The following is a 25,689-nucleotide window of genomic DNA, read 5'->3' on the forward strand; positions in this document are numbered from 1 at the left end:
GCGTCGTTAAGGGGAGGGGTCAGCGATCGGCAATCGCTACGAGTCGTCCAGCATCTCTTCGAGATCTTCGGTCGAGGGGATATCGGCCGCAGGCAGAACCCGCGACGCGTCAGGGGCCCAACTGACATGGACCCGATCGCCCGGCCGCAACAGCGGCAGATCCTGTTCGGCTCCGACGTGGGCGATGATCGCCGAATCATCGGGCGCGGCAAGGGAAAGCCGCACAACCGGGCCTTGGAAGGTCAAGTCGGTCACCGTCGCCGGGACGGTGGCCACATCACCGGTGGGCGCGTCCATCGAAACCCGAACCCGTTCCGGACGGATCATCAGCGTGGCATGGCCCCCGGACTCGATCGTGGTGTCACCCGGTTTGGCCTTCAACTTGGTGCCGAGAACCTCGACTTCGACGTAGTCGCGGTTGATCCGTCCGGTCTGCCTGCCGGGCCACAGGTTGGCCTGGCCGATGAAGCTGGCGACAAAGACCGTCGCGGGGCGGTCGTAGATCTCGGTCGGGCTTCCGATCTGCTCCACATTGCCCGCATTCATGACCGCGATCCGGTCGCTCATGGTGAGCGCCTCTTCCTGGTCGTGCGTGACGTAGATGAACGTGATGCCGACCTCGCGCTGGATGCGTTTGAGCTCGAACTGCATCGCGTGGCGCAGCTTGAGATCGAGCGCGCCGAGGGGCTCGTCGAGCAGCAGCGCGCTCGGGTAGTTCACCAGGGCGCGAGCCAACGCGACGCGCTGCTGCTGACCGCCGGACAACTGGCCGGGCTTGCGCTTGGCGAAATCGGTCAGCCGCACGATCTCCAGCAGCTCATCGACACTGCGTTTGATCTCCGCCTTGTCCTTTTTCATGCTGCGCGGCCCATACGCGACGTTGTCCCACACGGTCATGTGCGGGAACAGCGCATAGTGCTGAAACACGGTGTTGACGTTGCGCTTGTGCGGCGGGACGCGGGACACGTCCACACCTTCGAGCCGGATCGCGCCCTCGGTGGGGCTCTCGAAGCCGGCGATCATGCGTAACGTGGTGGTCTTTCCGCACCCGGACGGGCCGAGCATGGAGAAAAACTCGCCCGATGCGATGGAAAAGTCGGCGTCCGCCACCGCCACGTAGTCGGCGAACCGCTTCGTGACGTGGTCGATCTCGATGACGGCTTTGCCGCTGGTATGTGGTGCGCCATCCTGTCCAGTCGGGTGTTCGACGGCAGTGGTGTCTGGGCCGGTCAGCGTGGTCCTCCTCAGGTGCAGCCGTGGTGGCTGTGCGTAAACAATCGCGGATTCAGTCGACCTTCGCAAGCGATTCCGCAACGATTTAACATTTCTACAATGGAATCCTTCGTTTGGCAGGGGTTTGGGCACGAGAATCCGCTGTGAAGGACGCGAACACCTACGGCAGACGTTGACCAGCCTGCGGGCTACGGAATGGGTTGACTTGCTGTATCAGTTTCGCAGGCCGCCGGCCTGGGACGGCGGGAAACCGTCGGGTAGCTCAGCCCCACTCGTGGTTCATGGCACGCGATTCCGACAAGTTCCGCATCGAGTCGCGATGCCGATCCGGTGCGCGTGACACCGCGATGAGCGCCATCGCGAGTCCGGCGGTGACGGCACCCGCGACGAAGATCGTCACGAAGCTGGCCTCCGTAGGGATCGCGCTGTGACCGAGGAGCACCGCGACCACTGCGGCCGCGCTCGAGCTGCCGATCGTGCGGGCGATCGCGTTCATGCTCGTGGCCACGCCGGTTTGGCCGGCATCGACCTCGCTGACCACGAGCGCGGGCAATGCTCCGTAACCCAAGCTGATGTAGGCATTGGCCAGCACACCGGCGACGATGACCTGCCACGCGCGGTCGTGCGCCACCGCGAGCATGACAAACCCGGCTATGCCGGCGAGTGCTGCGACCACCAGAACCCGTCGGGCGCCGAACCGGTCGATGAAACGGCCGCTGATCAGTGCGACGAGGAACCCGGCGAGGGCGCCTGGCAGGAGGAAGTACACGCTGGCCTGCAGCACGTTGGCGCCGAACCCGTATCCCGCGGCCTCGCGTGACATCTGCACGAACTGCGTGAGCCCGAGGAATGCGAAGTACAGCCCCATCCCGACGAACACGGTGGCCAGGTTCGTCAGCAGTATCGCCCGCTTTGCCAGCATTCCGGTGGACACCAGCGGATGGGCGGCCCGCCGCTCCCAGAACCACCAAGCCACCAGCACCACCACGCCGCCGACCAGGAATCCCACGGTCATCGGCGCCAGCCAGCCCCACGAGTTGCCCTGGGTGACCGCGAGGAGTACCGCGGAGAGTCCGCAGGCCAGCCCGACGGCGCCGAGCCAATCGATCGTGCCGCGGACCGTGGGTCTGCGGGCAGGCACCGTCAGCACGGTGACGACGATGACGACGGCCGTGAATGCGGTCGTCAACCAGAACACCCGGTGATAGCCGGCGTCGCCGGCCATCAACAGACCGGTGACGACGAGACCGGTACCCCCGCCGAAGCCGAGCGTGCCGGACAGCACCGACATCGCACTCACGAGCCGGTCCTCGGCCAGTTCCTCGCGCAAGATCGCGATGCTGATCGGATAGAGGGCATACGACGCGCCTTGCAGTACACGGCCGAGAATCAGCATCGGCACCGACGCGGTTGCCGCGGCGAGAACCGAGCCGGCCAGCACCACGATCAGAACGGCGAGAAGCACGCGCTTCTTGCTGTACAGGTCGGCCAGCCGACCGATCAGCGGGGTCGCGGCGGCCGCCGCAAGCAGGTTGGCCGTGACAGCCCAGCTCACCGCGACCGACGAGGTGTGCAGCTGCGCGGCGATGACGCCGAGGACGGGAACTACCGCGGTCTGCAGTACGGCGACCGTGAGAACAACCAGGCTGAGCCCGGCGACCAGAAGCGCGGGGCGCGGGTGGGGGGCGGCGGTGGCCGGGGTGGACGGGCTGGACGGGCTGGCTTCTGTCCCCGTCATGGCCTTCTCATGGCCCCAGCCACGTACCCTCCGATCGTTAGCTCACCTTGGTGTTTCTCGATTATGGACCTATGAACCAGGACGTGGCCAATCAGCGGTGAGCAACCGGTGGCCACCGCCGCCGTGATCGAATGTCTCCATGTCTTTGGGATCCAGCGCGCTGAACGCGTCCACATTCAGCGGGCGCCGCCCGTCCGGAGCAGGCGACCTGGCGGTCGAGACCCATGGCATCGCGCCGGTCGGTGAAAACGAGCGCTACGGGCACCCGGCCCGATTGTTCACCGTCTGGTTCGCTCCGCAAGTCAACATGACGGGGGTTTTCACCGGGACGCTGGCGATCGCGCTCGGGCTCGGATTCTGGCTTGGCCTGCTGGCCATGGTCATCGGTACGGTGCTGGGATCTCTCGTGGTCGCCTACCTGTCGACGTGGGGTCCTCGGACCGGAACGGGCCAGCTTCCCAACTCCCGCATGGCGTTCGGCGGCTTCGTCGTGGTGCCGGGGATTCTGCAGTGGGGATCGTCGATTGCCTGGGACGCACTCGTGGGGCTGTTCGGCGGTGAGGCCCTGGCCACGCTGCTGGGCATCCCGTTCTGGGTCGCGGTCCTCGTGGTTCTCGGGGTTCAGGGTGTGGTGGGCTTCTTCGGTTACGAGTTGATTCACCGGCTGCAGGCAGTTCTCACGGTCATTCTGTTCGTCACCTTCGTGGTGTTCGCGGCAAAGCTCGTCAGCGGGCACGACATCGTCACACCGGCGACCGTGCATGGCCCCGACCTCATTGGCGCGTTCGTCTTCGAGGTCACCATCGCGCTCAGCCTCGCGATCTCGTGGGCGAGCTATGCCGCGGATTTCAGCCGTTACCTGCCGGCGAACTCGCCCCGGGTACAGGTGTTCGGCTATACGTTCGCCGGAATCGTGTTGGCCTACACCTTCGTTCAGGGCATCGGGATCGCAGCAGCCGCGGCCATCGGGGAGCACACGGCGGCCGGGGTGCAGACCGTGATGGGCGGCGGCCTGCTCGGCGGCCTCGCGTTGCTGGTGATCGCACTCGCCGCGATCGGTTCAGGCGTGATGAACGACTACAGCGGCTCGCTTGCGCTGCAGACCATCGGCATCCGGGTTCGTCGGCCGGTGTCGGCGGTGATCGTGACCGTACTCGCGTTCTTCTTGATCCTGTGGCTGCATGCGGCCGACACCGCGACCCGGTTCACCGATGTGCTGCTGTTGGTCAGCTACTGGATCCCCGCGTTCGTCGCCGTGGTCGTCGTCGACTGGGCGATTCGAGTCGGGGGCCGCGCAACCGTCGATCCGGCGAGCGAACCCACGGGGCGGCGCGACGCGGTGGCGGCGGTCGTCGCCTTCGTCGTGGCCTACCTGATCGCCATGCCGTTCATGAACACCACGCTGATCCAGGGACCGGTCGCCGTCGCATGGCATGGCGCCGACATCGCCTACTTCGTCAATTTCGTTGCCGCGCTTGCGTTCTACGGCGGCTACCGGTGGTTGACGCGACCTCGGATTGGTCAGCCTTAACCGTCGGCAGCCCTGGCGGTGGGGATCGCAGACAGGACGTGCTCGGTGAACGACGTGGTGGTTGCGTTGCCGCCGATGTCACGGGTGCTCATGCCGTGACCGCAAAGGACACCGAGCCTCAGCACCGCGGAACCGCCCGGATCGCGAGAAATCCGATGGGCTGCGTCGAAAGGCGTTGGTATCTCTCAGGATCGAACTCGCTCGCCTTCCGCGTGGGCCGGGGTTCACGCAGCTGCTCGATCAGAAAGCCGGCCTGTCGCAGTTCCTCGCAGGTCTGCTCAAGCGGCGACAGCCAGTACCGCACCTGCCAGCCTTTGCTCCACGTCTCTTCGATGACCCTGGCCTCGAAGTAATTGCCGCCGTGCCTCAGCCAGTCCCCGGTCGGATGCTGCCGCGACAATACGAGCGCGCCGCCGGGCCGCAGAACCCGGTGAAACTCCCGCAACACCGCGGGTCGGTCGTCGAGGTACTCGAGCGCGAGTGCGAAGAGGACGAGATCCACGGAGCGATCGGGCAGCCAGTCGAGCGGTGCGCTCAGATCGTGCACCCGAAACTCGCCGGCGGGGACTCGGTGGCCGGCCAGTTCGACCATGCGCGGGCTGATGTCCAGACCGATGACGTCCGCGCCTCGAGATACGAGTTCCTCGGCGTAGAGGCCGGGTCCGCACGCCGCGTCCAGGACGGTACGGCCCTCGACATCTCCCAGCATCGCCAGGCAGGCAGGTCGGTCGTAGTGGGCGTTGTAGAGCCCGTCGCGCGCGTGGTCGAGGAATTCGTCGGCGAATACGTCGTATTGAGGGTGGGGTCCTACCGTGTCGGGCACCTGCCCAGTGTGCCCTCTCAGATCGGGTGGGCCGTGAACCACTCCACGAGTAGATCGGCGATCTCGCCCGGCTTCTCCTCGGGCAACCAGTGAGATGCCCCGTGCAGGGTTTCGAAGCGGTACGGCCCGACGACGTACTTGGCGGTATCGTGGGCGGGCTTGGCGGTCACCGCGATGTCGCGGTCGCTCCATACGTACAACGTCGGCACCGTGATCTTCCGCCGGGCGCCACGTGGGTCGGTCATGGACAGCGGCATGGCCCGGTACCAGTTGAGTGCTGCGGTCAGCGCACCTGGCTCCGTCATCGCACGGCTGTCACGGATGGCGACTTCGCGCGACTGTCCGCTGCGCCGCAACGATCTTCTCATCGGAGCGCCGCTGCCATCGCGGCCCAGCATCATCCGCTCGGGCAGCCGCGGCAACTGGTTGAGGTACATGTACCAGGAGGCCAGGCCTTGTCGGCTCGTCGGCATCGAGCGAAGGAAAGCAAGTGGGTGGGGGACCGACAGCGCCGACAATGACGCGAGCCGGGCCGGCGCCTGTGCGGCGACACCCCAGGCCACCGCCGCGCCCCAATCGTGGCCGACGAGGTGGACCCGGTCGGCGCCGCTGGTGTCGACGAGTGCGAGCACGTCCTGGACGAGTTCGGCCATCCGGTAGTCGCGTCGCCGCGTCGGACGCGCTCCCGCGGAGTAACCGCGCTGATTCGGCGCCAGGCAACGGAAGCCTTCGGCGGTCAACCGTTCGATGATGGCGTCCCAACTACTGTTCGGCTGCGGAAAGCCGTGCAGCAGTACGACTACGGGGCCATCGGCCGGTCCTGCGTCGATCAGGTCGAACACCAGGTCACCGCGGCGATACTGCTCCATGTGTGGCCCCTTCACTCGGCAAGACGTCTCGACGGTGTGTCGGCAGCGTACCGCCGGAAACGGCCCATGGATCGGACGTCGCGAGGAAACGGGGTGGGGCGGCTCGTTGACGCCCCACCCCGAAAGCCGTTACAGCGGAATCCAGGTTCCCAGGAACCAGAAGCCCCACCCGTGCCCGTCTGCGGCGGGCATCGGCGTCACCTGATGACCATTCCAGTTGAACGGCTGATGGTCGGCCCGGCCCTGGTCGATTCCCCGGTGATTCCAGTCGACCGGTGCCGGGCCGCGATCATTGCGATTGTCGTTGTGCTGGTTGCCGCACTGCTGGTTGCCCGGTCGGTTGCAGTCCGGTCCGGGCTCTGCGCTTGCCGTTTGCAGGCCGAGGCCGAGTAATCCGGCAAGACCGATTCCAGCGGCCAGCGTTGACACACCGATCGTGCGTTTGAAAGTCATTGCTCCACTCCGTTTCTGTCCATGCGGCGACTGCAGCCACATGGCAAATGAAGTTAGGCAGGCGCGATGGGTCAGCCCTGTGGAGGTTATGTGCCCTGGCTGTGCAACCGATAACGGATGGAAAACCGTCTGCTCTCAGCATGATTGAGCAGTCTCGCGCGATCAGTCCTTCGCCGGGTCGGACGTGCAGGTCGCAAGGAACGTTTTGCCGTCCTCGGCCGCGACGTCCGCTGGGGTGAGCCAGCCGACGTCCTGAAACCAGTAAGCGTCGGCGCCGTGCTCGGTCGAGCCCGCGACAACTTGCGTGAGATCCGAAGTCGAGCCCCAGCCATCGCGACTGGCCGAGATCACCATCCGCAATGACCGGGCGCTATGCCAGTCGAAGCCCGCGGGCAGCGGTTCGGATATCGCGAGCCCCGGATACGGTCCGCCGAGGGTGAGGTGCTCGACCTGGGCTCCCTCCCGCGTGGAGGAAGTCAGCACCAGGTCGGCGCGATCATCCTGATCGGGGTTGAAGGTGAGTGCCAGCCTCGTCACACCCGTGCACGGCGAGCCGGTCCAGATCCGGAGTTGACCGTCGGTGACACGCGCCCCGAACGCCGGCTGCAGCGAGGGTGCGAACTGGGCACTGGGACTCCAGTCGTCTTGGCTGTTGCAGCCGGTCAACAACACGACCACCGCAGCGGCCAGCACGAAGCACCGGTGAATCACCGGTAGCCGCCGTCCGACAGGCCGGCCTCCTCTTCGATGCCGTCGCTGTCCCAGATCACGTCCCAGATCATGCCGGCGTAGCCCTTGTCCGCCCACTGCTGCGAATGGCGCTCCTCGTGGTGCAACAGGCGGTCCAGGTCGAGCGAACCCTCGTACGCTTTGCCGCTGTCGTCGGTGTACCAGGCGTTCCCGGACTCGACGATGTCTTCGAGTTGAGCCTCGGGATTGGCCGGATCATCGATGTTCACCATGAAGGTGTCGCCCCAGGCGGTGCCGCCCTTCTGGCTGTACATGTCCTGCACCCAGTTTCCGCCGAGACCCATCATCATGCCGTTGGGCGTCGTGACCAGACGGCCGCCGTTGCCGTGAACGAAGCCGACGTCGTCGTCATAGCTCCAGTCGTTCTCGTTCTGGCGGTCGATGATTCGCTGCACTTCGTCGGCAGAATACGGGGTCTCCGCGAAGTCGTTCTTGACGCCCGGTTTCCGGCCCGCCGCACCGTAGTCGGTGCCCGCGTTGAGGATGTAGGTCATCAGCACCGCTTTGCGTGCGTCGTCGCCGCTGATGTCGTCGGGAAGCAGGAAGAACGACTTGCCGTCCTTGTCCTTGATTTCCTTCATACCGTTGAAGATCTCGAAGTCCTCGGGCGTGATGCCGTGGCGCCGGGCGATCTCGACGAGCACTTCGGGTGCGATGCCCTGACGTTCGGCGTTCGCCAACCATTGGGCGTAATAACCCGTCGGGCTCGGGCCGGTGAGCAGGCCCGCCTCGCGCAGCAGCCGTTCGTACTCCGCCGAGTTGGGCTCTCTGGTGGAGTTGAGCTTGACCGAAAGACCTTGCTTGTCACGATTGATCTGATCGGCGACCGCCTGGTCGGAATTCCACCACCTGGTCGCGGCCGACTGTATCGCGGTCGCGCGGTTCTCGGCGTCTTCCTTCTTCTTCGGATCCGGCGGATTGGTCGCGGGGTAGGTGACGCTCAGATCGTCGTTGACGGTGAATCCCGCTGCCTCGGCCGACGAGATCTTCGAGCGGACATCGTTCAGGTTGGGAATGACGGGGTCGTTCATCGAGTTGGTGGCGGTATCCGCCATTCCGTCGATGGCCTGCCGCAGGTTGTCGATGGCCTGACGGTCGTTGGCCGCCATCGAGATGGCCGCCGTCGCCGTGGCTCCTGACCAGCTTTCACCACCAGGGTTTCGGATGTTGCCTTGATAGGTCTCGGCTGCGGTGACCAGATCGGCCGCCGACTGCTTCCACGAGCGCATCATGCCGAGCACCGTCTCGGGCCTGGCAGCGTCGATCTGTCTGCGTGTCACCACGGCGCCGACTCCTTGTCGCTAGGGATTTCAGTCCGGTGGGAGCAGGCTTCCGGTGCGGATGATGACCCATGCGCGATCGTCGTCGGCATCCCGGAACAGGGTTCGGGCTTGATCCACCAGATATCCGACTTCGGTGAATCGATCGGCCACCGTGGCCTGCAAGTCGCGGATGGTCTGGGTGCTCACCGGCCTGGCCGCGACCAAAGACGGCATATCGGAGTCGGGATCTGGCGTCGCCGACATCGAAGGGATCTCGCTGATCCGTTTGAGTGAGCCACCCAAACGGTTGAGATCAACCGACAGGCGGCCCAACGCGGCCAACTCTATTTCCAGTGGATCCGGCTTAGCCACCGGTCCACCGTAACAAGCAAATGCCGTCAACGGAATCGTAAACCGTTGTGGCAATACAGAAACGGTCGGGTCAGCGTTATGGTGAGCAACGAAAAGGGGGCCACTTCAGTTGTTTGGTTCGCGAATGCGTCCGGTGGGGGAGATCGAACTCACCGACCTCGCTGCGCTCTGCCGTCTCGCCGGCCACGACGGCTTGCCCTATCCGTTCGCCCGCAGTGGGGCACTTGACGACAGCAGCGAACGCCGGTCGTCGGTCGCCGAACGCGTGCAGAACGGCGACCTCGCCGAGTTCCGCGACTGGGCGGACGCGTACGTCGCCGCTGATATTTGGCTGGCCGGCCGGATCCATCACAGCGATCCACGGATTGCCGACGGCCGGATACTCGGCTTTCGATGTGGCGACAACGGCTACCTCGCGTGTCAACGCTCTGATGATGTCGTCGAGATCTTCTCGCTCCCCGCCGACGACCTCGGCGCCGAATGCGCAGATCTGGTCGAACCGGCCGCGCCCGGAACCCATCCACGGATAGTGGTGCGCGGTTACGTCGGATATTTCGCCCCGTCGACCGATGCGCAGATCACCGAAGACGAAGATGCGGGTGTGGCGTCTGTTCTCACGGCCGTCAACCGGCCCGCTTCGCCCAAACATCAAAAGGTTGCCGACGATGATGTGGCCGCCATTGCGATCATCCAATCTCGCTGCCAACCGGCCCGCGACTGGGGCGTCGACTGGACCAAACCCATCATCGCCTGCCTCTACATCGAGGGCGACGGCAGCTACGTGTACGTACCGGATTTCAGTTACGCCGTCCCGGTGGTGGTACCGGCACTCGCGGACCGGATCGATCGGCTCATCGCCGACAGCCTCGCCGATCTCGCGTACCAGCGCGGCATCGACTTCTGAATGACATTGGATCCGAGCCGAATCGAGCGCACCGACTGATCCCGGCCGGAATGGCGACGAGGTTGCGCGAAGTCGCGCATCTGCGAAAAGCAGTGTTTGCCAGACGATCACATCCAGATCGCGGGAACGGACGTCGGTGGCACTGGCGGGCTAACGACGGATTACTGCGGGAATGTTGCTATCCCGCAACGCCGGTTGCACGCGGCACATCATTGTTGTACCAATCATCAGGGCACTTGGGGGAAGGACGACTATGAGTAGCTTCGCGCCCGACGTAACTACGGGGCGCTGGTTGACTGCCGCCGAGGTCGCACGCGCATCCAATCTGAGGGAAGACCTCGTCGAGCGGTTTCTGCCGGCGATGGAGCCGCCTGAGGCGCTCTACAGCGGCGACCTCGTCTCTGTCGCGCGATTCGTCAAGCAACTCACCGATCTCGGCACCCCCGCGGCGGCCATCGAGGTCGCCGTCGCAGAGCTCCGCGCACGACCTGATGCCGCGTTCAAGATCGCGCTCGGAACAGGTCGACACCGCGCATCCTTCGATGTCGGCAAGCGCCGGATCTGGACTTCGGTAGGGGCGGTCGTGATCGCGGCGGTACTCGTGGGTGGTGTCATGACCACATTTCTCCTACGGGACGACGCCGAGTCGCCGAGCGCCGCTCCTGCCGCCGAAACCAAACCCGTTCCGGCAGAGCCCGTTGCACCGACCGTCATGCACTTCGCGGCGATTCCGGCAAAGGCAGACCCGGTGTGCGGCCAGTGGGAGCGGGCGTCCGCCTCGTACGGCGCGAAGCTACAGGCATGGGTCAGGACCGATCCGCGCGTACCCGCGTCACGCTGGTCACCGAAACAGCGGTCGGTCACCTTGGCTGTCATTCCGGTCATGCGGGACGAGGCGGCCGGCTTGCGGCAGTTGGCCGACAAGGCTCGAGACCCGTTGCTCGCCGATCTGCTACGGGGCCAGGCGATGTACGAAAGTGCGTATGCGGATCGGCTGCCGCATTTTCAACCGAGTGACCATGCGCTGTGGAAGGCCGCGAGTTCTCTGAGCGGCTCCGTGAAGGCAATTTGCTCTGCGGTGAAGTGAGCAAACCGCGCGCCGGTGGTCGGTGAGCGGTCGGGCGTTTGAACCGGCCAGGTTGGGGTATTCGCCTGCGACATGCAGAGGCGAGGCCCCGTGAACGAACTGGCATCTGACCGTGCCGCTCGGAGAGTACGCCTGGCCCACCATGTGATCGAGCTAGCCGACGGGCACAAGGTCGCTGTGTCAGTCGGCCGCGTGGTGGCGATCGATGTCACCGGACATGGTGAAACCGAGGATATGCCTTGTGCCGCAGATGATTTCATCAATGGAACCGAGCTGGTGCTGCGCACCCTGGACTGCCTCGGTATCGGAAAGGCGATCTTCGCGGGCCATTCGATGGGCGGCCGCATGGCGATTCAACTCGCCGCCGTCGCACCCGATCGGGTGCTCGCCGCGATCCTGTTCAATCCTGCCGCGGGCTCGGCGTTCGATGCGGCTATCTCGTCGGTCCTGCATTCGCCGAGGCAGATGCTGCGGGCCATGGTCGGCGCCGCATACGACATGTACCGCGATCCCTTCTTGATGAAAGTCGGTGCGATCGCCAGATATCTGCGGATGGCCACGGCGGTCACCATGGGAAACGCACTCGCGCCGACAGGCTTCACTGGTGCGGCGCGGTCGCTGCTGCGGTCCGGTGCTTGCACCACGCTCCTGCACACACTCCGCGATCGCGCGATCCCGACGATCGTGTTGCACGGGGAGGACGACGCGATCGTGCCGTTCGAAAATGCCTGTGACATCGCCGAAGACGCGAACGCCACGCTGTATCGGGTACGCGGAGCGTGCCACTACTGGCTGATCGCCAAACCAGCTCATGGTGCCGACGCGGTGCGGCAGCTACTCGACGGCGCGCTCGGCGAGGCACTTCGCGACCTCGCACCGACGTTCGGCGTCGAAGATTGGCGCGATGCGCGTGCGTGGGATGAGGCGCTGTTCAAGCCCGATGCGCGAGAGCGCGAGCTGAGTGACCGGCGAACCGTTCTCCGATACGTCGAACGCGAGCCAGTCGAGATGAACCTTGTGCGTCGCGCCGTAGTGGAAGTTGCCGCACCTGCGCCGCGCGCGCTCGGGCATGCTCGTCCGGCATGAGCGTCAGGGTAGTGCGGCGACGAGAGCCTCGGTGACGTCGGCGGTGACCGCGCGACCGCCGAGGTCCGATGTTCTTGTTTCGGCGTTGGCCAAGGTGGCTTCCATCGCCACGAGAACATCGTCAGCCGCCGATGTGTGGCCCAGATGTTCGAGCATCATCGCCGCCGACCACACAGCACCGACCGGGTTGGCGATGCCCTTGCCGGCAATGTCGGGTGCCGAGCCGTGCACCGGTTCGAACATCGACGGATATTGCTTTGTCGGGTCGAGGTTGGCTGACGGTGCGATTCCGATCGACCCGGCCACCGCCGCGGCGAGATCAGAGAGGATGTCGCCGAACAGATTCGAGCCGACAACGACATCGAACCGCTCGGGTTGCAGGACGAATTTCGCGGCAAGGGCGTCGATATGTTCGCTGTCGACCCGGACGTCGGGATGAAGGGCGGCTCGCTCTGCGATGACCTCATCCCAGAACGGCAGGGTGTGGACAATGCCGTTCGATTTGGTGGCGGAGGTGACGTATCCGCGCCGGGTCTTGGCCAGTTCCAGTGCGTAATCGGCGATCCGGCTCACACCTGCGCGGGTGAACACCGTTTCCTGGACGGCCATCTCCTCGGGGAAGCCACGGTTGAGGCGTCCACCGATCTCGCTGTATTCGCCTTCGACGTTCTCGCGCACCACGACGAAATCGACGCCGGTCGCGTTTCGCAGGGGACTGCTCACCCCGTCGAACACCCGAATGGGCCGGAGGTTGACATACTGGCGGAAGGCGCGACGGATGGGAATCAGCAGGCCCCACAGCGATACGTGATCGGGTACGCCGGGCCACCCGACCGCCCCCAGCAGGATCGCATCGAATTCGCGCAGTGTGTCGATGGCGTCCGCAGGCATCATCGCACCGGTTCGCTCATAGCGCTGACATGACCAGTCGAACTCGGTGAACGCGAGATCTATTGAGTGACGGTCGGATACGGCATCGAGGACCGCGCGTGCCGATGCGATGACTTCCCCGCCGATCCCATCGCCGGGGATGACCGCGATTCGTTGAGCCGCCATCAGCCGCCCAGACCGATCAGTGCGATCATCATGGGAAGGAACACGATGATGAGGATAGCGCCGGCGATGTCGAAGGTGACACCCGAGCGGATCATGGTCGTGATCGGCACGGCTCCCGACCCGTAGGCGATGGCGTTCTGTGGCGTTGACACCGGCAGCATGAAGCCGAACGACGCCGCGAACGTGGCCGCAAGTGCCGGAACGAACGGGTTTACGCCTGCCGCGATCGCCACCGGGATGACGATCGGCACGACGACCGCCGCAGATGCGGTGTTGCTGGTCGTCTCCGAGACCACGATCGCCAGCAACACGGCGAAAACGGTGATCGCGATGATGCTCGACAGCCCGAGTGCGTCGGCGACCGAGGTGCCGATCGTCTCCGCGAGACCGGTGTCGGCCAGAAGCGAGCCGAAGATGATGCCCGTGCCGAACAGAACGATTGTGCCCCAGTCGATCGCAGCGGCATCCCGCCACCGCAGCGTGAATTCGCGGTTCTGCCAATCGGTCGGCAGCAGGAACAGCAGTGCGGCACCGAATACCGCTACGGTGCCCTCGTCGAGGCGGTCGCTGATCGTGCCGTAGATGTCCGAATCGTTGCCGAAGATCAACGCGATCACGCCGGGGAATATCCACAGGGTCACGGTGACCCCGAACGCGATCAGGGTGTTCTTCTCCGCTCGGGAGAACCGACCCATTTCTTCGCGTTCCCGTGCGACGTAGTCGGCGACGCCGTCGATGTGCTTGATCTCTGGCTTGTTCAACTTGATCAGAACGAATGCGAGAACCAGGAACATCAGGAGGCAGATCGGAGCGGCCATGATCGACCATTGCGCGAAGCTGATGCGCTCACCCGTGGCCTCCTCGATCAAGCCGCGGCCGATCAGGTTCGGCGGACTCCCAACGGGTGTCAGGAGGCCTCCGACGCTCGCCGCGTAGGCGAGCATGAGCATGATCGCGGCACCGACCTTGAGCCGAAGCGGATCGAAGTCGGGTGCGACCTTGCCTTGCTTCTGGAGCAGTTTTGCGATGACCCCGAGGATGCCGAGCGCGGTGGGCAACAGCATCGCCACCGTGGCCGTGTTCGATACGAATGCCGACAGCAGGCAGGTGATCGCCCCGAAGGCGATGATGACGCCGGTGGTGGAACTGCCTGCGCGGGGGAGCGCCAGGATCCGGAACGCAAACCGGCGTGCGAGACCATGTTTGAGCATGGCCTGGGCCAGGATGAACGCGCCGATGAACGTGAAGATGGTCGACGAACCGAAGGGCCCGAGCACGTCGTCGACCGGGGCGACGCCGAGGAACACGACCACGGCCACACCGAGCAATCCGCCGATCGGTATCGGCACCGCTTCGGTCACCCACAGCACGATCACGCCGAGGAGCACTCCGGCGAGCGTCTGCTGCTGAGGCGGAATGTCCAGGGGGAGTAGCAGAAATACGATCGTCACGACTGGGGCGAGGAACAAGCCGATCGTGCGGCGAGCCTTCTCGAACCGCTCTTCGGCGGGAGTCAGCCGCTGCTCGCCGAGGCTGCGATACGTCGCACTACCGAGCAGTGCCTTGTCGACATCGGTTCTGGTCACCGGTTCTTTCGTGGTCATGACGCCCCCTGCCGCAGAACGAACACACGGTGTGGTCCGGGTCACACCGGTGTATGCGGGGTTCCCGTCGGAACGCCGGTCTAATCCTCGGTTCGGATACCGCCCAGCAATCGCGCCGCGTCGCGCCGTTCCCAGAGATTGAGCACATTGGTGAGCATCTGGAGTGGCGCACGCAGACTCTCGTCGTCGCGGATCCGCGGGTCGGCACGTGACAGGTGCGAAGGCGGCGGAGTCAATCGGGAGTCCAAACGGACGGGAACGTCGAGTAACCACGTGATTCCCATCATGACTGCGTAAAGCACGACGTATCGGCTCAACTCATCCGCTGCCAGCTCGGGACCACCGAATCGCGTGACCTCGGCGACGAACCGGGGCAGCAGATCGCCGTCGAAATGCTCATCCCACAACGTGATTTCGGCCGCGCAGAGGCACCCCCACAACGCCATCGCGACATTCATCTGGCTGACGCGCCCCCAGTCCATCAGCCCGCACTGCAAGGCGCCATGCGGACCGCGCCAGAACCAGGCGTTGTCGACGTTGGCGTTCCAATGGCACAAGGCCAGGTAATCGGGATCCGCGACGAGGTAACGCCACACGTCGCCCTCACGCCGAACGAACTCGCAGCCCTGCTCGGCCAGCCCGGAGAGAAACCGCTGCGATGCGACATTGGCGGGAAACAGGTTCGGATGGGTTCGGATGAACTCGGTCAGGCGGTACAGCTGCCGCTCGACCTTGTCCACCCGCAGCGGTGGCCGATCGCCGACTGTGCCGGCCTGTAAGTCGACCGGGAAGCGATCGAGCAGCGCCGACGGAAGACACCCCGACCGATGCCATCCCGCCAGCCGGCCGAGTGCGGACAGCAGCGCTCGGTAATGCTCGGCCGGTTCACTCATCTGGTAATCGAGAGCCTTGTGGTGCTGCGGTTCGACACCATTGCTGCCGAACGGGACCCGCTCGGTGATGAGGACGCCGGTACCCGTATCGGTGCGGTAGTCGGCGAACAGCGTCGCCGGAACGGCGATGGGAAACCCCTGTGCCCGGGACAGCTCGGCGAATCGGACCTCGGGTTCCATCTGGAATCGTCCGCGGTCGCGTTGCGGCACGTCGAAATCGCGGGAGAACTTCACGAATACGTCGCTGACGAGATCGGGTCTCGGGTAGGCGTACTCGACCCGGAAAGCCGCCTTACGGCCTGTGCTGCCGCCGCGAATCTCGTGGAAGCCGGTGATCCGGGTGACGGCGTTGGCCGCATTCAACGTGCCATATGCCCGGAACGCGCGCGTCAGGAATTCGGCTCCCGCACGGAGCAATGCGTCAGGGTGCGTCGGGAAGGGGATGCCGTGGTGATCGCCGATCACTCGTTCGGTTTCCGATGTCTGCACCCGCCGAGTCTCGCAGCCGCTGCCGCGTCGCGGACCGTTTGTACCGGTCGCTTACGGTAGCGATGAGGCGTTGAAGTGTTTCTCGGGCATGTAGGGGGTACTTCTCCCGATGTGTCGCACATCAGACGATGGGGAGCGGTCTACCTGCTCCTCATACTCTTCGCCGGCTCGTGGATCGGGCAGTTCTTCACCCAGATGGCCGAATACACCAGCACGCAGCAAGCCCACGGCCAGCCGTTCGAATGGTCCGGCTACTGGCCCGAGTTCTTCGCAAGCACCTTCGAGAACTGGCAGAGCGAGTGGCTCCAGCTGGTATTCCAAGCGATTCTGCTGCTGGGCGCCAAACATTGGATTTTCCGCGTGGATGCCGAAGACCTCGAACGCATCGAGTCCAAGATCGACGAGCTCAAGGACGCTGCGGGCCTACCGACCCCACCGCCCAGGTGACGAGAGTACGGAAACTCTTGTGCGGTAGACGATTCGCCGCATGTCACGTCCGCGCGGCGGCGACGGCTTCGCGTTCGTGACGGCGCTGCTCGTAATACGCCGCCCTCGAATCGACCAAGTCCAAGAACTGCCCCAACTGGTCTCGCGCTCGGGCGCCCTCGTCGCTGAGATCCTCGCGTTCGAAGACCTTCCAGAATCGCAGCACCGGACGCAGCACGTCGTCCAGATGCGATCGGAGGTCATAGATTCCGGCTTTGGCGATGATGAGTGCGTTCTCCGCGAATCCGGGCATGGTGTTTCCCGGCATCTGGAAATTGATCACCTCATTGGCGATCGCCTCCATGGTGGCGTTCGGTGCGATTTCGAGCGCGGCCGCGACGAGATTCCGATAGAAGACCATGTGAAGGTTCTCGTCGGCCGCGATGCGCGACAGCATCTGCTCGGCGATCGGGCAGCCGGCCGCCCGGCCGGTGTTGCGATGGCTGATCCGGGTGGCCAGCTCCTGAAACGAAACATAGGCAAGCGCCTCGAGCACGGTTTTGTCGCCTGAGTCGTAGCCGGCGACAGTGTGCTGCATACGAAGACGCTCGAGGGCGTCGGGATCGACGCCGCGGGTGACAACGAGGTAATCGCGAATCGCGATGCTGTGCCGCCCCTCTTCGGCGGTCCACTGGCCGACCCATTGGCCCCACGGCCCGTCGAGCCCGAACCGAACAGCGATTTCGCGGTGGTAGGCGGGCAGGTTGTCCTCGGTCAGAAGATTGACGACCAACGCGGCCTTGGCGACCTCATCGAGCCGCGAATCCTCGGGCGTCCAATCCTGGCCACCCAACAGCGCGAAGTCACGCCCACGACTCCACGGCACGTAGTCGTGCGGATTCCACGCTTTCGCTTGTCCAAGGTGCCGGTTGAGGTTGGCCTCCACCACCGGTTCCAGCTCCGTCAAAACCGCGTCCTGAATCGTGACCATGTTCGATCTCCCACGTAGTCAGAAGTCCTACTTACGCCACCGTAGGTTACGGTACCGTAGGTTCTCTGCCGGGTCGACCCCTGAGCCGCATTCCGTTCGCCCGCATGCTGTCGCCGTCCCGGCCGCCTCGCGTTTCATCGACGTCAATAAGGGGGTATACCCAGCCATCGCCCACGGGGAATCTCCCACGCCGCAGGAGGATGAACGATGAGTATGAGTGCCAGGCCGGTACACGGCGCGGTCGACAGAGCAACGGACAGCAGCGCTTTCGAATACACCGCCCGCGCAGGCTTCGCCGCGAGCGGCGTGCTGCATCTGCTTGTCGCCTACATCATTCTGCGCATCGCCTTTGGTTCCGGCGGCAACGCCGACCAGTCCGGCGCGCTTGCGACGTTGGCCGGCCAGACCGGCGGCGCGGTCATGCTGTGGGTGACGGCGGTCGGCTTGCTCGCGTTGGGCCTCTGGCGCGTCGCCGAAGCCGTTATCGGATCGAAGCCTGGCGAGAGCCACGGCGAAGGTCAGGGTGACAACCCGGCGTGGAAGCGGGCGAAGGCCATCGGTCTCGCGATCGTCAACTTCGCGATCGCCTTCTCGGCGGCCCGCTTCGCGACAGGGAGTGGCCAGTCCAGCGGCCAGCAGAACTCGGGAATCTCAGCGCAGCTGATGCAGTCCGGCTGGGGCAAATTCGTGCTGATCGCCGCCGGGCTCGGAGTGGCCGCCGTCGGCGGTTACCACGTCTACAAGGGCGTCTCGAAGAAGTTCCTCAAAGACCTCCGCGTCTCGGGCGGTACCGGGATCACGACCGTCGGGGTCACGGGCTACGCGGCCAAGGGCGTGGTGCTCGCCGGCGCAGGCTTGCTCGTGATCATCGCGACGCTGCAGGCCGATCCGGCCAAAGCCTCCGGTCTGGATGCGGCCGTCAAGACGCTGGGCCAGGCACCGTTCGGCAAGATCCTCCTCGTCGTTGCCGCAGTCGGCATCGCAGCGTTCGGCGTGTACAGCTTTGTCCGCAGCCGCTACGGGCGGATGTAGGTGGAACTGGGCACGACCTTCCCGGGATTCATCAGCCCGCGGGGATCAAACAGCTGCTTGATGTCACGCATCAGGGCGAGTTCGGTGCTCTCCTTATAGTCGGCGATGATGCCGACCTTGGACTGACCCAGCCCGTGTTCGGCGCTGATGCTGCCGCTGAAGGCCGCCGTCTGGTCGTAGATGACACCGGCGAGCTCGGCCGCCCGCGCGCGAAACGCGTCGTCGTCAGAACCCGGCGGCTTGCTGAGGTTGTAGTGCAGATTGCCGTCGCCGACGTGACCGTACGTCACGATCCGGATGCCGGGGACAACCTTGTCGAGCTCGCGGTCGGTGCGTGCGATGAATTCCGGGATGCTGCCGACCGGAACGGTCACGTCGTGTTTGAGGCTGGGGCCCTCGTGGTTCTGGGCCTCGGAAATCCCTTCGCGCAGCCCCCATAGCGCAGCGGCCTGAGCCGCCGACGACGCGACCACGGCTTCGGCGGCGAGGTCGTGCTCGACAGCACGCTGCAATGCCAGTTCGACGACCTCGTCGAGGCCGGCACCCGGCAAGGAATCGCTCAGTTCCACCAACGCGTACCACGGGTACTGCCCGTCGACCGGGTTCCGTGCGCCCGGCGAGTGGCGCAAGACGAAGTCCACGCTCTGGCCGGACATGAGTTCGAACCCGGTCAATCGGTCGCCTGCGACATCGCGGAAGACACCGATCAGGTCAACCGCGGCGCGCGCCGTGTCCATCGCCACCCATGCGGTCGCGCGACTGCGCACCGCGGGGAACAGTTTGAGTACGGCGGCCGTGATGATTCCCAGCGTTCCTTCGGCGCCGATGAAAAGCTGCTTGAGGTCGTAGCCCGTGTTGTCCTTGCGAAGTCCACGCAGTCCGTTCCAGATTCGACCGTCTGGCAGTACCACTTCCAACCCGAGGGTCAGATCGCGCATGGTGCCGTAGCGCAGCACTGCTGTTCCGCCCGCGTTGGTGGCGAGGTTGCCACCGATCGTGCAACTTCCCTGAGCGCCAAGGGAAAGCGGAAACAACTTGCCGACACCGGCTGCGGCCTCCTGAACCGTCTGCAGTATCGTGCCGGCGTCTGCGGTGATGGTCTGATTCGCAATGTCGACATCGCGAATGCGGCGCATGCGAGTCAGCGACACCACTACTTGGCGTCCCGACGAGTCGGGGACGGCCCCTCCGCACATTCCCGTGTTGCCGCCCTGCGGAACGACCACGATGCCGGCTTCATGACACAGCCGCACGACCCCGGCGACTTCCTCGGTGTTGCCAGGCCGGACGACGGCCACGGCGTTGCCGGCGTACGCCTTGCGCCAATCGGTGAGATAGCCGGCCATCTCGGCGGGGTCGGTGATGATCCCCGACGGCCCGACGACATCGTGCAAGCGTCCGGCTATGGCACTCACTGCGGCATCCAAGCGAGAATCGGTCACGACACGTGATCGTAAGAGCTTCGAAAGATTCGTGTCTAAGTCGATTCGGGCATGCGTCAATACCATTCGAGTATCGATGGCTGCCGGCGTCAAGCCGGTCCGGTTCAGATGATCGGCGGTTCTTCGGGTCTGCGCAGCCTCAACCACCGATACCCGTACGGTGGCAGGCTCAACTCGGCTCGGCAACCGGAATCGAGTTGGTGTTCTGCGAGCCCGTCGAGCAGATCCACCAGCATCGAGCCCGGCGGTACGTCATCGAGCTGGACGGGCACCAGACAGCCGTCCGCGCCGAAATTGTGTAACGCCACCATCGTCCAGCCCGACTCCTCACGGCACACGTGGGCCAGCACCGCTGGATTCGACTGCTCGAGAATTTCCAGAGTTGACCAGCCGATCTCCGGCTGCTGGCGGTAGGTGTAGATGAGGTTGCGCATGAACCACCAGAACGATTCGTGATCGTGGCGCTGATCCGCGGCGTTGATGCGTTCCGGGCCGTACAGGCCGTCCGGCAGCCGACGACAGAGCCGGCGTTTGTCCGCCTTCGAAAATCCGCCGTTCACGTCTCCGGTCCATTGCATCGGCGTGCGTACTGCGAACCGGCCTGGTACATCGAGGTTTTCGGCCATGCCGATCTCTTCGCCGTAGAACAGCACGGGTGTGCCCGGCAGCGAGAACGCCAGCGAGTAGGCCATCTTCATGCGCTGAGTGTCGCCACCGAGCATGGCGGGCAGCCTGCGGCGAAGCCCGCGACCGTAGAGCTGCATGTCCTCGTCCGGGCCGAACGCGTCGAAAACCTCTTGGCGCTCATCGTCGCTCAGTTTGTCGAGCGTCAGCTCGTCATGGTTGCGCACGAAATTGGCCCATTGACTGGTGATGTCGAGGTGCGGCCGCTGCTGCAGCGTCTTGGCCAGCGGACCGGCGTCACCGCGGGCGAGCGAGAGGTAGAAGTTCTGCATGCCGATGAAGTCGAACTGCATGTTGAGGCCGTCACCGTCGGGCCCGCCGAAGAACGTCTGCTGGTCTTTGTAGGGAACATTGACCTCGCCGAGCAGAACGGCATCCCCGAGCCGGCGGGTGACGAAATTGCGTACGTCGCCGAGGTATTGGTTGGGATCGAACGTTCCTGGGCCGCCCGGGACGGTGTCCTTCGCGAAGAGGAAAGGCACCGCATCGACCCGGAAACCCGATACACCGAGTTCCAGCCAGAAGCCCAGGGTGCGTGAAATCTCTTCCTGCACCTGTGGATTCTCGACATTGAGGTCTGGCTGATGTTTGTAGAAATGGTGTAGGTACCACTCGTCGGTCTTCGGATCGAGCTCCCAGAGGCTGTCCTCCTGGTCCGGGAAGACAACGTCTTTGCGGCTCGACTTGGGCTCGGTAGCGCTCCACACGAAGTAATCCCGATAGGGATCGTCCTTACTGCGGCGGGCGGACTTGAACCACGGGTGATGGTCCGATGTGTGGTTCATGACGAAATCGATGATCACCCGGATACCGCTCGCCTTCGCGGTGCGCACCAACTCAACGAAGTCACCCAGGGTTCCCAGGCGCGGATCGACACCGAAGAAGTCAGTGATGTCGTAGCCGTCGTCTTTGCGGGCGGTCGGGTAGAAGGGCATGAGCCACAGGCACGTCACGCCGAGGTCGAACAGGTACTCGATGCGCTCGGTCATGCCGCGGATGTCGCCGGTGCCGTCGCCGTTCCAGTCGTAGAAGGTCTCGATGTCGGCGCAGTAGAACACCGCGTTCTTCCACCACAGGTCACCGGTGTCGGCCCGTCTCATGCGCTGACCTCCTGCGGCGCGGTGGGGGAGAGCTGAGGCAGGACGTTTTCGCCGAATGCGTCGATGAAGCCGCGCTGCTGTTGGCCGACGAAGTGCAGATACAACTCGTCCCACCCTTGCTCGATGTACTCGTGGAGCCACTGGCAGTGGCGGCCCAGGTCTCCGGACACATTCACGGACTTCATCACCTGATCGGGGGTGACATACGCACTGACGACGTCGAACGCGTCGACCGATTCCAGGTCCCAGCAGATCGGGGGGCTGAAAACATTGCTGCGCCATTGGTCGTGGGCAATGGCGAGGGCTTGCTCGTCGGTGGGCGCCCAACTGAGGTGGATTTGCAGGCGGGCCGGACCTCGGCCGCCTGCCACGCGATACGCGTCGAGGACCTTTCGCAGCGCATCCTTCGACTGGTTGACGGTCACCAACCCGTCGGCCCACACGGCGTGACGTGCCGCCGTCTCGGGTGTGACGGCCGGACCGACGAGGTCGGGGACCGTGTCGGGCAGTGTCCACAGTTTCGCCCGGTTGACGTGCACGAGGCCGTCGTGGCTGACCTCGTCGCCGCCGAGTAGACGCCGGATGACGTCGACGCACTCGACGAGGCGTTGGTCGCGCACGTCCTTGCGCGGCCAGGCCTCGCCAGTGACGCGCTCGTTCGACGCCTCTCCCGAACCGAGGGCTGCCCAAAATCTGCCCGGGAACATCTGGGCCAGCGTCGCGATCGCCTGAGCGATGATCGCGGGGTGATAGCGCTGCCCGGGCGCGTTGACGACACCGAAAGGCAAGTTTGTGGTGGCCAGCGCGGCGCCGAGGAAAGACCAGGCGAAACCCGATTCGCCTTGCCGCTCGCTCCACGGGCTGAAGTGGTCGGACGACATTGCCGCGGTGAAGCCGGCCTGCTCGGCGTGCTGCACGTCGTGAAGCAACTGAGCGGGACTGATCTGCTCGTGCGAGCAGTGGAAGCCGATGACGGTCATGAGGTCGGTGTACCCGTTATTGACCCGCGTGTCGCAAACGCGGCCGGCGTCAGGGAAACGGGATCGGGGGTATGGCCGACGGCAGCTGCACCGGCGGGATGTCCGCGGGCAGCTCGACGCGGGGAATGTCGCCAGGTAGCTGCACGCGTGGGACGTCGTTCGGGAGCTGCACATTCGGAACATCGCTCGGCAACGGAACCGCCGGAATGTCACTCGGCAGCGGGAAAGGCGGCAGATTGGGTGGCACCGGCAGCGTCGTCACGGAATTCCGCGGCGCGGAGAGCTCATCCGACGCGGCACCGCACGCGGTCGTCATGGACACGGCGACAAGCGCTGCGGTTACCGCTGCGCCGCATCGCTTGGCAGGCCGGGCCCGCGTCCTGCGTTCCACGTCGACAGCCCCTTCACTGATGCACTTCAAACGTAACACCGTGGCGTCAGGCGCCCGACCTGACTGCAGAGCTCCTTACGGTGATGAGGTAGGCGCTGCCCAGAATCAAGATGCAGCCGACCCATTGCCCCGTCGATGGCACTTGCCGGAGGAACACGGCCGCAAGCGCCAGAGCGCCGATCGGTGTCAACAGGAGCAGGGCCGAGCTGACCACGGCACGCAGCAGCGGGCTGCCCAACGCCACGAGCAACCAGCCCAGCACCTGACCGGTGATCGCAGTCAGCACAAGCCATCCCGTGGCTTGCCAGCCTGGCATCAGTGTGACGCCGCCCCAGAGTGCGCCACCGGCAAGCGCCGCTAGTGCGGCGGACGCCATGATCGTCACGTACGACTGGACAGGCGGACGGTCCGCACCTCCGCGCCGAAGCAGGAACAGAAAAACCGAATAGCACAGGGCGGCCAATGCCGCGTGCACCGTGCCGGCGACAGGCGCGGTGCCTTTCACTTCTGCCTCGAGGATGCCGCCGGTGAGTACCGTGCCGACGACGACAACCGGCAACAGTGCGACGAATTGACGGCTCAGCGATTCGCCGTCGATGAACCGGGCGAGCAATGGCACGATGACAACCTGGGTGTTGACCAGTACTGCGGTAATACCCACGCCCACTTCGTAAATCGCCTTCGTCCACAGAAGTGCATCGGCCGCGAACAGGATGCCTGCGGCCGCTGCACAGCGGTGATGACGTGCTGTCGGTGCGCCGCGGCGGCGCCGTTCCGCGATGGCCGGCAGAGCCAGCAGGGGCAGAGCGAAAACGCACCGGAAGAACGACGCGGTGCCCGGAGATGCAGCGGACAGCGCAACGAACAGGCCCGATGCGGACACCCCTAGGGCGCCCAGCGCGGTGATCAGCGCAGGTCTTTCCGCGATCGCTCGCGACCACGATCCGCCGTGTGTGACCATCGGCCGATCGTAGAAACCACGTCGCCGAGCACGCATCCGAATAAACGGGAGACGGCAAGATATATGTCCGCGTCGGCGGGGTACTCGAAGTTGTGCCTCAGACACTCGAACTGACGATTCATGACCCGCGCACCGGTGATCTCGTCGCGCAATTACCGATAGCCGGGCCTTCCGAATGCGCAGCGGCGATTGCGCGAGCCGGCGCCGCATCGAGCGGTTGGGCCCGCACACCGGCCGCCGAACGCGCGGCCGCGCTCACCGCAGCCGCGGCATCGGTCAAAGCTGCCGCGGACGAGCTGGCCGAGCTCAACCAACGCGAGACCGGCAAGTTGAGACAAGACGCGCTTGGCGGTGTCGAAGCCGGCGCCGGAACATTGGTCCAGTACGCCGAACTCGGACCGCTGCACCGCGGTAAGAGCCTGCACGGCGGTTGGTCTGCGACCGATCTCATGATCTCCGAGCCTCGCGGTGTGGTGGCGGTGCTGACGCCATGGAATGACCCGGTGGCAGTGGCAGCTGGATTACTCGGTGCCGCCCTGGTTACCGGAAACACCGTGGTGCACAAGCCAAGTGAGCGCTGCCCGAAGACCGGTCGCCGGTTCGCCGAGCTGTTGGCCGAACACCTTCCCGATGGTGTTCTGGAGATCGTCGACGGTGACGGCAGCGTCGGCGCCCGGCTGGCCGAGGCAGATGAGGTCGATGTCGTCGCGCATGTGGGCAGCAGCGCTACCGGGCGTGCCATCGCGCAAGCGTGCGCGCGGCGCGGCGCCAAAGCACTGTTGGAGAACGGCGGCAATGATGCGCTGATCGTCGATTCGGGTGTCGACCCGGCGTGGGCCGCCCAGCAGGCCGCCTTGGGCGCGTTCGCCAACGCGGGTCAGATCTGCGTCGCCATAGAGCGCATCTTCGTGGTGGCGGACATGGCGGACGCGTTCACCGATGCTTTGGTCGGCGAGGCCCGCGATTGGTCAGATCGCATCGGTCCGCTCGTCGACGAACGCCAGCGCCAGCAGGTGAGCCGGCACGTCGACGATGCGGTCACCCGCGGAGCGCGGGTGCTGGCCGGGGGAGCGCCCGGCAATGGACCGGGCACCTTCTACCCGCCGACGGTGTTGGCCGACTGCACCAAAGACATGCTGGTGTTCCAGGAAGAGACGTTCGGCCCGATCGCACCCATTCGCACCGTGCCGAATTTCGATGCGGCTGTCGCGGAGGCGGCGGACGACCGTTACGGGCTGTCGGCGGCCGTGCTGACGCCCGACATGGCCCATGCCCAGGAAGCGTGGCGCAGCCTTCCGGTTGGCACCGTGAAAATCAACGACGTGTTCGGCGGCGCGCCCGGCGGTGCATCTCAACCGCGGCGAGCGAGCGGCAGTGGGTTTGGATTCGGTCCAGAACTACTGGACGAGATGACCGCGGTGAAGGTCGTGCATTGGTCGCCTCCTCGTTGACATATGCGCTCACGTGTCAAATGATCGCCCGGGGGCTTTGACCGACTGTGGCCGGCGCTTGCGCGGTGCACTGACGTGGGG

General features: G+C 64.9%; 24 protein-coding genes. 7 read left to right on the plus strand and 17 right to left on the minus strand.

Going from position 1 to position 25,689, the window contains the following annotated elements; translation table 11 throughout:
* Positions 1–36: 36 nt before the first annotated feature.
* Together ACRCUN_RS10645 and ACRCUN_RS10650 are read right to left on the minus strand one after the other, a co-directional pair.
* Positions 37–1,155 (minus strand): ABC transporter ATP-binding protein, encoded by a 1,119-nt coding sequence (locus ACRCUN_RS10645; protein ID WP_462141703.1) that lies wholly within the window; start codon positions 1,153–1,155, stop codon positions 37–39.
* Between the two features lie 340 nt (positions 1,156–1,495).
* Positions 1,496–2,971 (minus strand): MFS transporter, encoded by a 1,476-nt coding sequence (locus ACRCUN_RS10650; RefSeq protein WP_462141585.1) that lies wholly within the window; start codon positions 2,969–2,971, stop codon positions 1,496–1,498.
* Positions 2,972–3,110: 139 nt separating this feature from the next.
* Here ACRCUN_RS10650 and ACRCUN_RS10655 point away from each other — a divergent pair, with 139 nt between their 5' ends.
* Complete coding sequence (locus tag ACRCUN_RS10655) at positions 3,111–4,502, plus strand: purine-cytosine permease family protein (RefSeq protein ID WP_462141586.1); 1,392 nt, start codon at positions 3,111–3,113, stop codon at positions 4,500–4,502.
* Positions 4,503–4,620: 118 nt separating this feature from the next.
* Here ACRCUN_RS10655 and ACRCUN_RS10660 read toward each other — a convergent pair whose 3' ends face one another.
* The 6 genes from ACRCUN_RS10660 to ACRCUN_RS10685 all read right to left on the minus strand — a co-directional run bounded on the left by ACRCUN_RS10660 (position 4,621) and on the right by ACRCUN_RS10685 (position 9,031).
* A complete protein-coding gene (locus tag ACRCUN_RS10660; RefSeq protein WP_462141587.1) occupies positions 4,621–5,325 on the minus strand; it encodes a class I SAM-dependent methyltransferase in 705 nt (234 codons plus the stop codon).
* 17 nt (positions 5,326–5,342) lie between these two features.
* A complete protein-coding gene (locus tag ACRCUN_RS10665) occupies positions 5,343–6,194 on the minus strand; it encodes an alpha/beta fold hydrolase (RefSeq protein ID WP_462141588.1) in 852 nt (283 codons plus the stop codon).
* Between the two features lie 129 nt (positions 6,195–6,323).
* A complete protein-coding gene (locus ACRCUN_RS10670; RefSeq protein WP_462141589.1) occupies positions 6,324–6,647 on the minus strand; it encodes a hypothetical protein in 324 nt (107 codons plus the stop codon).
* Between the two features lie 162 nt (positions 6,648–6,809).
* On the minus strand, positions 6,810–7,358 hold the full coding sequence (locus ACRCUN_RS10675; RefSeq protein WP_462141590.1) for a hypothetical protein: 549 nt from the start codon (positions 7,356–7,358) through the stop codon (positions 6,810–6,812).
* Positions 7,355–8,680 carry a hypothetical protein gene (locus tag ACRCUN_RS10680; protein WP_462141591.1) on the minus strand — a complete coding sequence of 442 codons (1,326 nt, stop codon included), beginning with the start codon at positions 8,678–8,680 and terminating at the stop codon, positions 7,355–7,357. The genes ACRCUN_RS10675 and ACRCUN_RS10680 overlap by 4 nt, the downstream gene beginning before the upstream one ends.
* A 27-nt stretch (positions 8,681–8,707) precedes the next feature.
* Positions 8,708–9,031, minus strand: a complete 324-nt coding sequence (locus tag ACRCUN_RS10685) for a hypothetical protein (RefSeq protein ID WP_462141592.1) — start codon at positions 9,029–9,031, stop codon at positions 8,708–8,710.
* 124 nt (positions 9,032–9,155) lie between these two features.
* Here ACRCUN_RS10685 and ACRCUN_RS10690 point away from each other — a divergent pair, with 124 nt between their 5' ends.
* From ACRCUN_RS10690 to ACRCUN_RS10700, 3 genes are all read left to right on the plus strand, one after another.
* Positions 9,156–9,935 carry an ESX secretion-associated protein EspG gene (locus ACRCUN_RS10690; protein ID WP_462141593.1) on the plus strand — a complete coding sequence of 260 codons (780 nt, stop codon included), beginning with the start codon at positions 9,156–9,158 and terminating at the stop codon, positions 9,933–9,935.
* Between the two features lie 253 nt (positions 9,936–10,188).
* Complete coding sequence (locus ACRCUN_RS10695) at positions 10,189–11,022, plus strand: ESX-1 system-associated protein (protein ID WP_462141594.1); 834 nt, start codon at positions 10,189–10,191, stop codon at positions 11,020–11,022.
* A 177-nt stretch (positions 11,023–11,199) separates the two neighbouring features.
* Positions 11,200–12,108 (plus strand): alpha/beta fold hydrolase, encoded by a 909-nt coding sequence (locus ACRCUN_RS10700; RefSeq protein WP_462141595.1) that lies wholly within the window; start codon positions 11,200–11,202, stop codon positions 12,106–12,108.
* A gap of 3 nt (positions 12,109–12,111) precedes the next feature.
* On the opposite strand, the gene ACRCUN_RS10705 is transcribed toward ACRCUN_RS10700, so the two are convergent.
* The 3 genes from ACRCUN_RS10705 to ACRCUN_RS10715 form a co-directional block, all read right to left on the minus strand.
* Complete coding sequence (locus tag ACRCUN_RS10705; protein ID WP_462141596.1) at positions 12,112–13,164, minus strand: tartrate dehydrogenase; 1,053 nt, start codon at positions 13,162–13,164, stop codon at positions 12,112–12,114.
* Positions 13,164–14,768, minus strand: coding sequence for an SLC13 family permease (locus tag ACRCUN_RS10710; RefSeq protein WP_462141597.1), 1,605 nt, complete (start codon positions 14,766–14,768; stop codon positions 13,164–13,166). The genes ACRCUN_RS10705 and ACRCUN_RS10710 overlap by 1 nt, the downstream gene beginning before the upstream one ends.
* An 80-nt stretch (positions 14,769–14,848) precedes the next feature.
* Positions 14,849–16,126 (minus strand): hypothetical protein, encoded by a 1,278-nt coding sequence (locus tag ACRCUN_RS10715; RefSeq protein ID WP_462141704.1) that lies wholly within the window; start codon positions 16,124–16,126, stop codon positions 14,849–14,851.
* Between the two features lie 135 nt (positions 16,127–16,261).
* Here ACRCUN_RS10715 and ACRCUN_RS10720 point away from each other — a divergent pair, with 135 nt between their 5' ends.
* Entirely contained in the window at positions 16,262–16,597 is a 336-nt protein-coding gene (locus ACRCUN_RS10720) for a DUF6766 family protein (protein ID WP_462141598.1), read from the plus strand.
* Positions 16,598–16,640: 43 nt separating this feature from the next.
* On the opposite strand, the gene ACRCUN_RS10725 is transcribed toward ACRCUN_RS10720, so the two are convergent.
* Positions 16,641–17,567, minus strand: a complete 927-nt coding sequence (locus tag ACRCUN_RS10725) for an acyl-ACP desaturase (protein ID WP_462141599.1) — start codon at positions 17,565–17,567, stop codon at positions 16,641–16,643.
* Positions 17,568–17,774: 207 nt separating this feature from the next.
* Here ACRCUN_RS10725 and ACRCUN_RS10730 point away from each other — a divergent pair, with 207 nt between their 5' ends.
* Entirely contained in the window at positions 17,775–18,599 is an 825-nt protein-coding gene (locus tag ACRCUN_RS10730) for a DUF1206 domain-containing protein (protein WP_462141600.1), read from the plus strand.
* On the opposite strand, the gene ACRCUN_RS10735 is transcribed toward ACRCUN_RS10730, so the two are convergent.
* The 5 genes from ACRCUN_RS10735 to ACRCUN_RS10755 form a co-directional block, all read right to left on the minus strand.
* Positions 18,584–20,041 (minus strand): FAD-binding oxidoreductase, encoded by a 1,458-nt coding sequence (locus tag ACRCUN_RS10735; protein ID WP_462141601.1) that lies wholly within the window; start codon positions 20,039–20,041, stop codon positions 18,584–18,586. The genes ACRCUN_RS10730 and ACRCUN_RS10735 overlap by 16 nt on opposite strands.
* A 104-nt stretch (positions 20,042–20,145) precedes the next feature.
* Positions 20,146–21,825 carry an alpha-amylase family protein gene (locus ACRCUN_RS10740; protein WP_462141602.1) on the minus strand — a complete coding sequence of 560 codons (1,680 nt, stop codon included), beginning with the start codon at positions 21,823–21,825 and terminating at the stop codon, positions 20,146–20,148.
* Positions 21,822–22,805, minus strand: coding sequence for a TIGR03885 family FMN-dependent LLM class oxidoreductase (locus ACRCUN_RS10745; RefSeq protein ID WP_462141603.1), 984 nt, complete (start codon positions 22,803–22,805; stop codon positions 21,822–21,824). Before ACRCUN_RS10745 ends, ACRCUN_RS10740 begins: the two co-directional genes overlap by 4 nt.
* A gap of 49 nt (positions 22,806–22,854) precedes the next feature.
* Positions 22,855–23,196, minus strand: a complete 342-nt coding sequence (locus ACRCUN_RS10750; RefSeq protein WP_462141604.1) for a hypothetical protein — start codon at positions 23,194–23,196, stop codon at positions 22,855–22,857.
* A 46-nt stretch (positions 23,197–23,242) separates the two neighbouring features.
* Entirely contained in the window at positions 23,243–24,157 is a 915-nt protein-coding gene (locus ACRCUN_RS10755; protein ID WP_462141605.1) for a DMT family transporter, read from the minus strand.
* A 92-nt stretch (positions 24,158–24,249) separates the two neighbouring features.
* On the opposite strand from ACRCUN_RS10755, the gene ACRCUN_RS10760 reads away from it, so the two are divergent.
* Positions 24,250–25,608 (plus strand): aldehyde dehydrogenase family protein, encoded by a 1,359-nt coding sequence (locus ACRCUN_RS10760; protein WP_462141606.1) that lies wholly within the window; start codon positions 24,250–24,252, stop codon positions 25,606–25,608.
* Positions 25,609–25,689 lie beyond the last annotated feature (81 nt).

The organism is Mycobacterium venezuelense, from assembly GCF_054919535.1.

Bases quoted from the DNA above. Each gene is read 5' to 3' on its own strand.
- ACRCUN_RS10665 (WP_462141588.1), bottom strand. From the start codon at position 6,194: ATGGAGCAGTATCGCCGCGGTGACCTGGTGTTCGACCTGATCGACGCA.
- ACRCUN_RS10755 (WP_462141605.1), bottom strand. From the start codon at position 24,157: ATGGTCACACACGGCGGATCGTGGTCGCGAGCGATCGCGGAAAGACCT.
- ACRCUN_RS10730 (WP_462141600.1), top strand. From the start codon at position 17,775: ATGAGTATGAGTGCCAGGCCGGTACACGGCGCGGTCGACAGAGCAACG.
- ACRCUN_RS10740 (WP_462141602.1), bottom strand. From the start codon at position 21,825: ATGAGACGGGCCGACACCGGTGACCTGTGGTGGAAGAACGCGGTGTTC.
- ACRCUN_RS10745 (WP_462141603.1), bottom strand. From the start codon at position 22,805: ATGACCGTCATCGGCTTCCACTGCTCGCACGAGCAGATCAGTCCCGCT.
- ACRCUN_RS10690 (WP_462141593.1), top strand. From the start codon at position 9,156: ATGCGTCCGGTGGGGGAGATCGAACTCACCGACCTCGCTGCGCTCTGC.
- ACRCUN_RS10705 (WP_462141596.1), bottom strand. From the start codon at position 13,164: ATGGCGGCTCAACGAATCGCGGTCATCCCCGGCGATGGGATCGGCGGG.
- ACRCUN_RS10710 (WP_462141597.1), bottom strand. From the start codon at position 14,768: ATGACCACGAAAGAACCGGTGACCAGAACCGATGTCGACAAGGCACTG.
- ACRCUN_RS10670 (WP_462141589.1), bottom strand. From the start codon at position 6,647: ATGACTTTCAAACGCACGATCGGTGTGTCAACGCTGGCCGCTGGAATC.
- ACRCUN_RS10655 (WP_462141586.1), top strand. From the start codon at position 3,111: ATGTCTTTGGGATCCAGCGCGCTGAACGCGTCCACATTCAGCGGGCGC.
- ACRCUN_RS10695 (WP_462141594.1), top strand. From the start codon at position 10,189: ATGAGTAGCTTCGCGCCCGACGTAACTACGGGGCGCTGGTTGACTGCC.
- ACRCUN_RS10725 (WP_462141599.1), bottom strand. From the start codon at position 17,567: ATGGTCACGATTCAGGACGCGGTTTTGACGGAGCTGGAACCGGTGGTG.
- ACRCUN_RS10650 (WP_462141585.1), bottom strand. From the start codon at position 2,971: ATGACGGGGACAGAAGCCAGCCCGTCCAGCCCGTCCACCCCGGCCACC.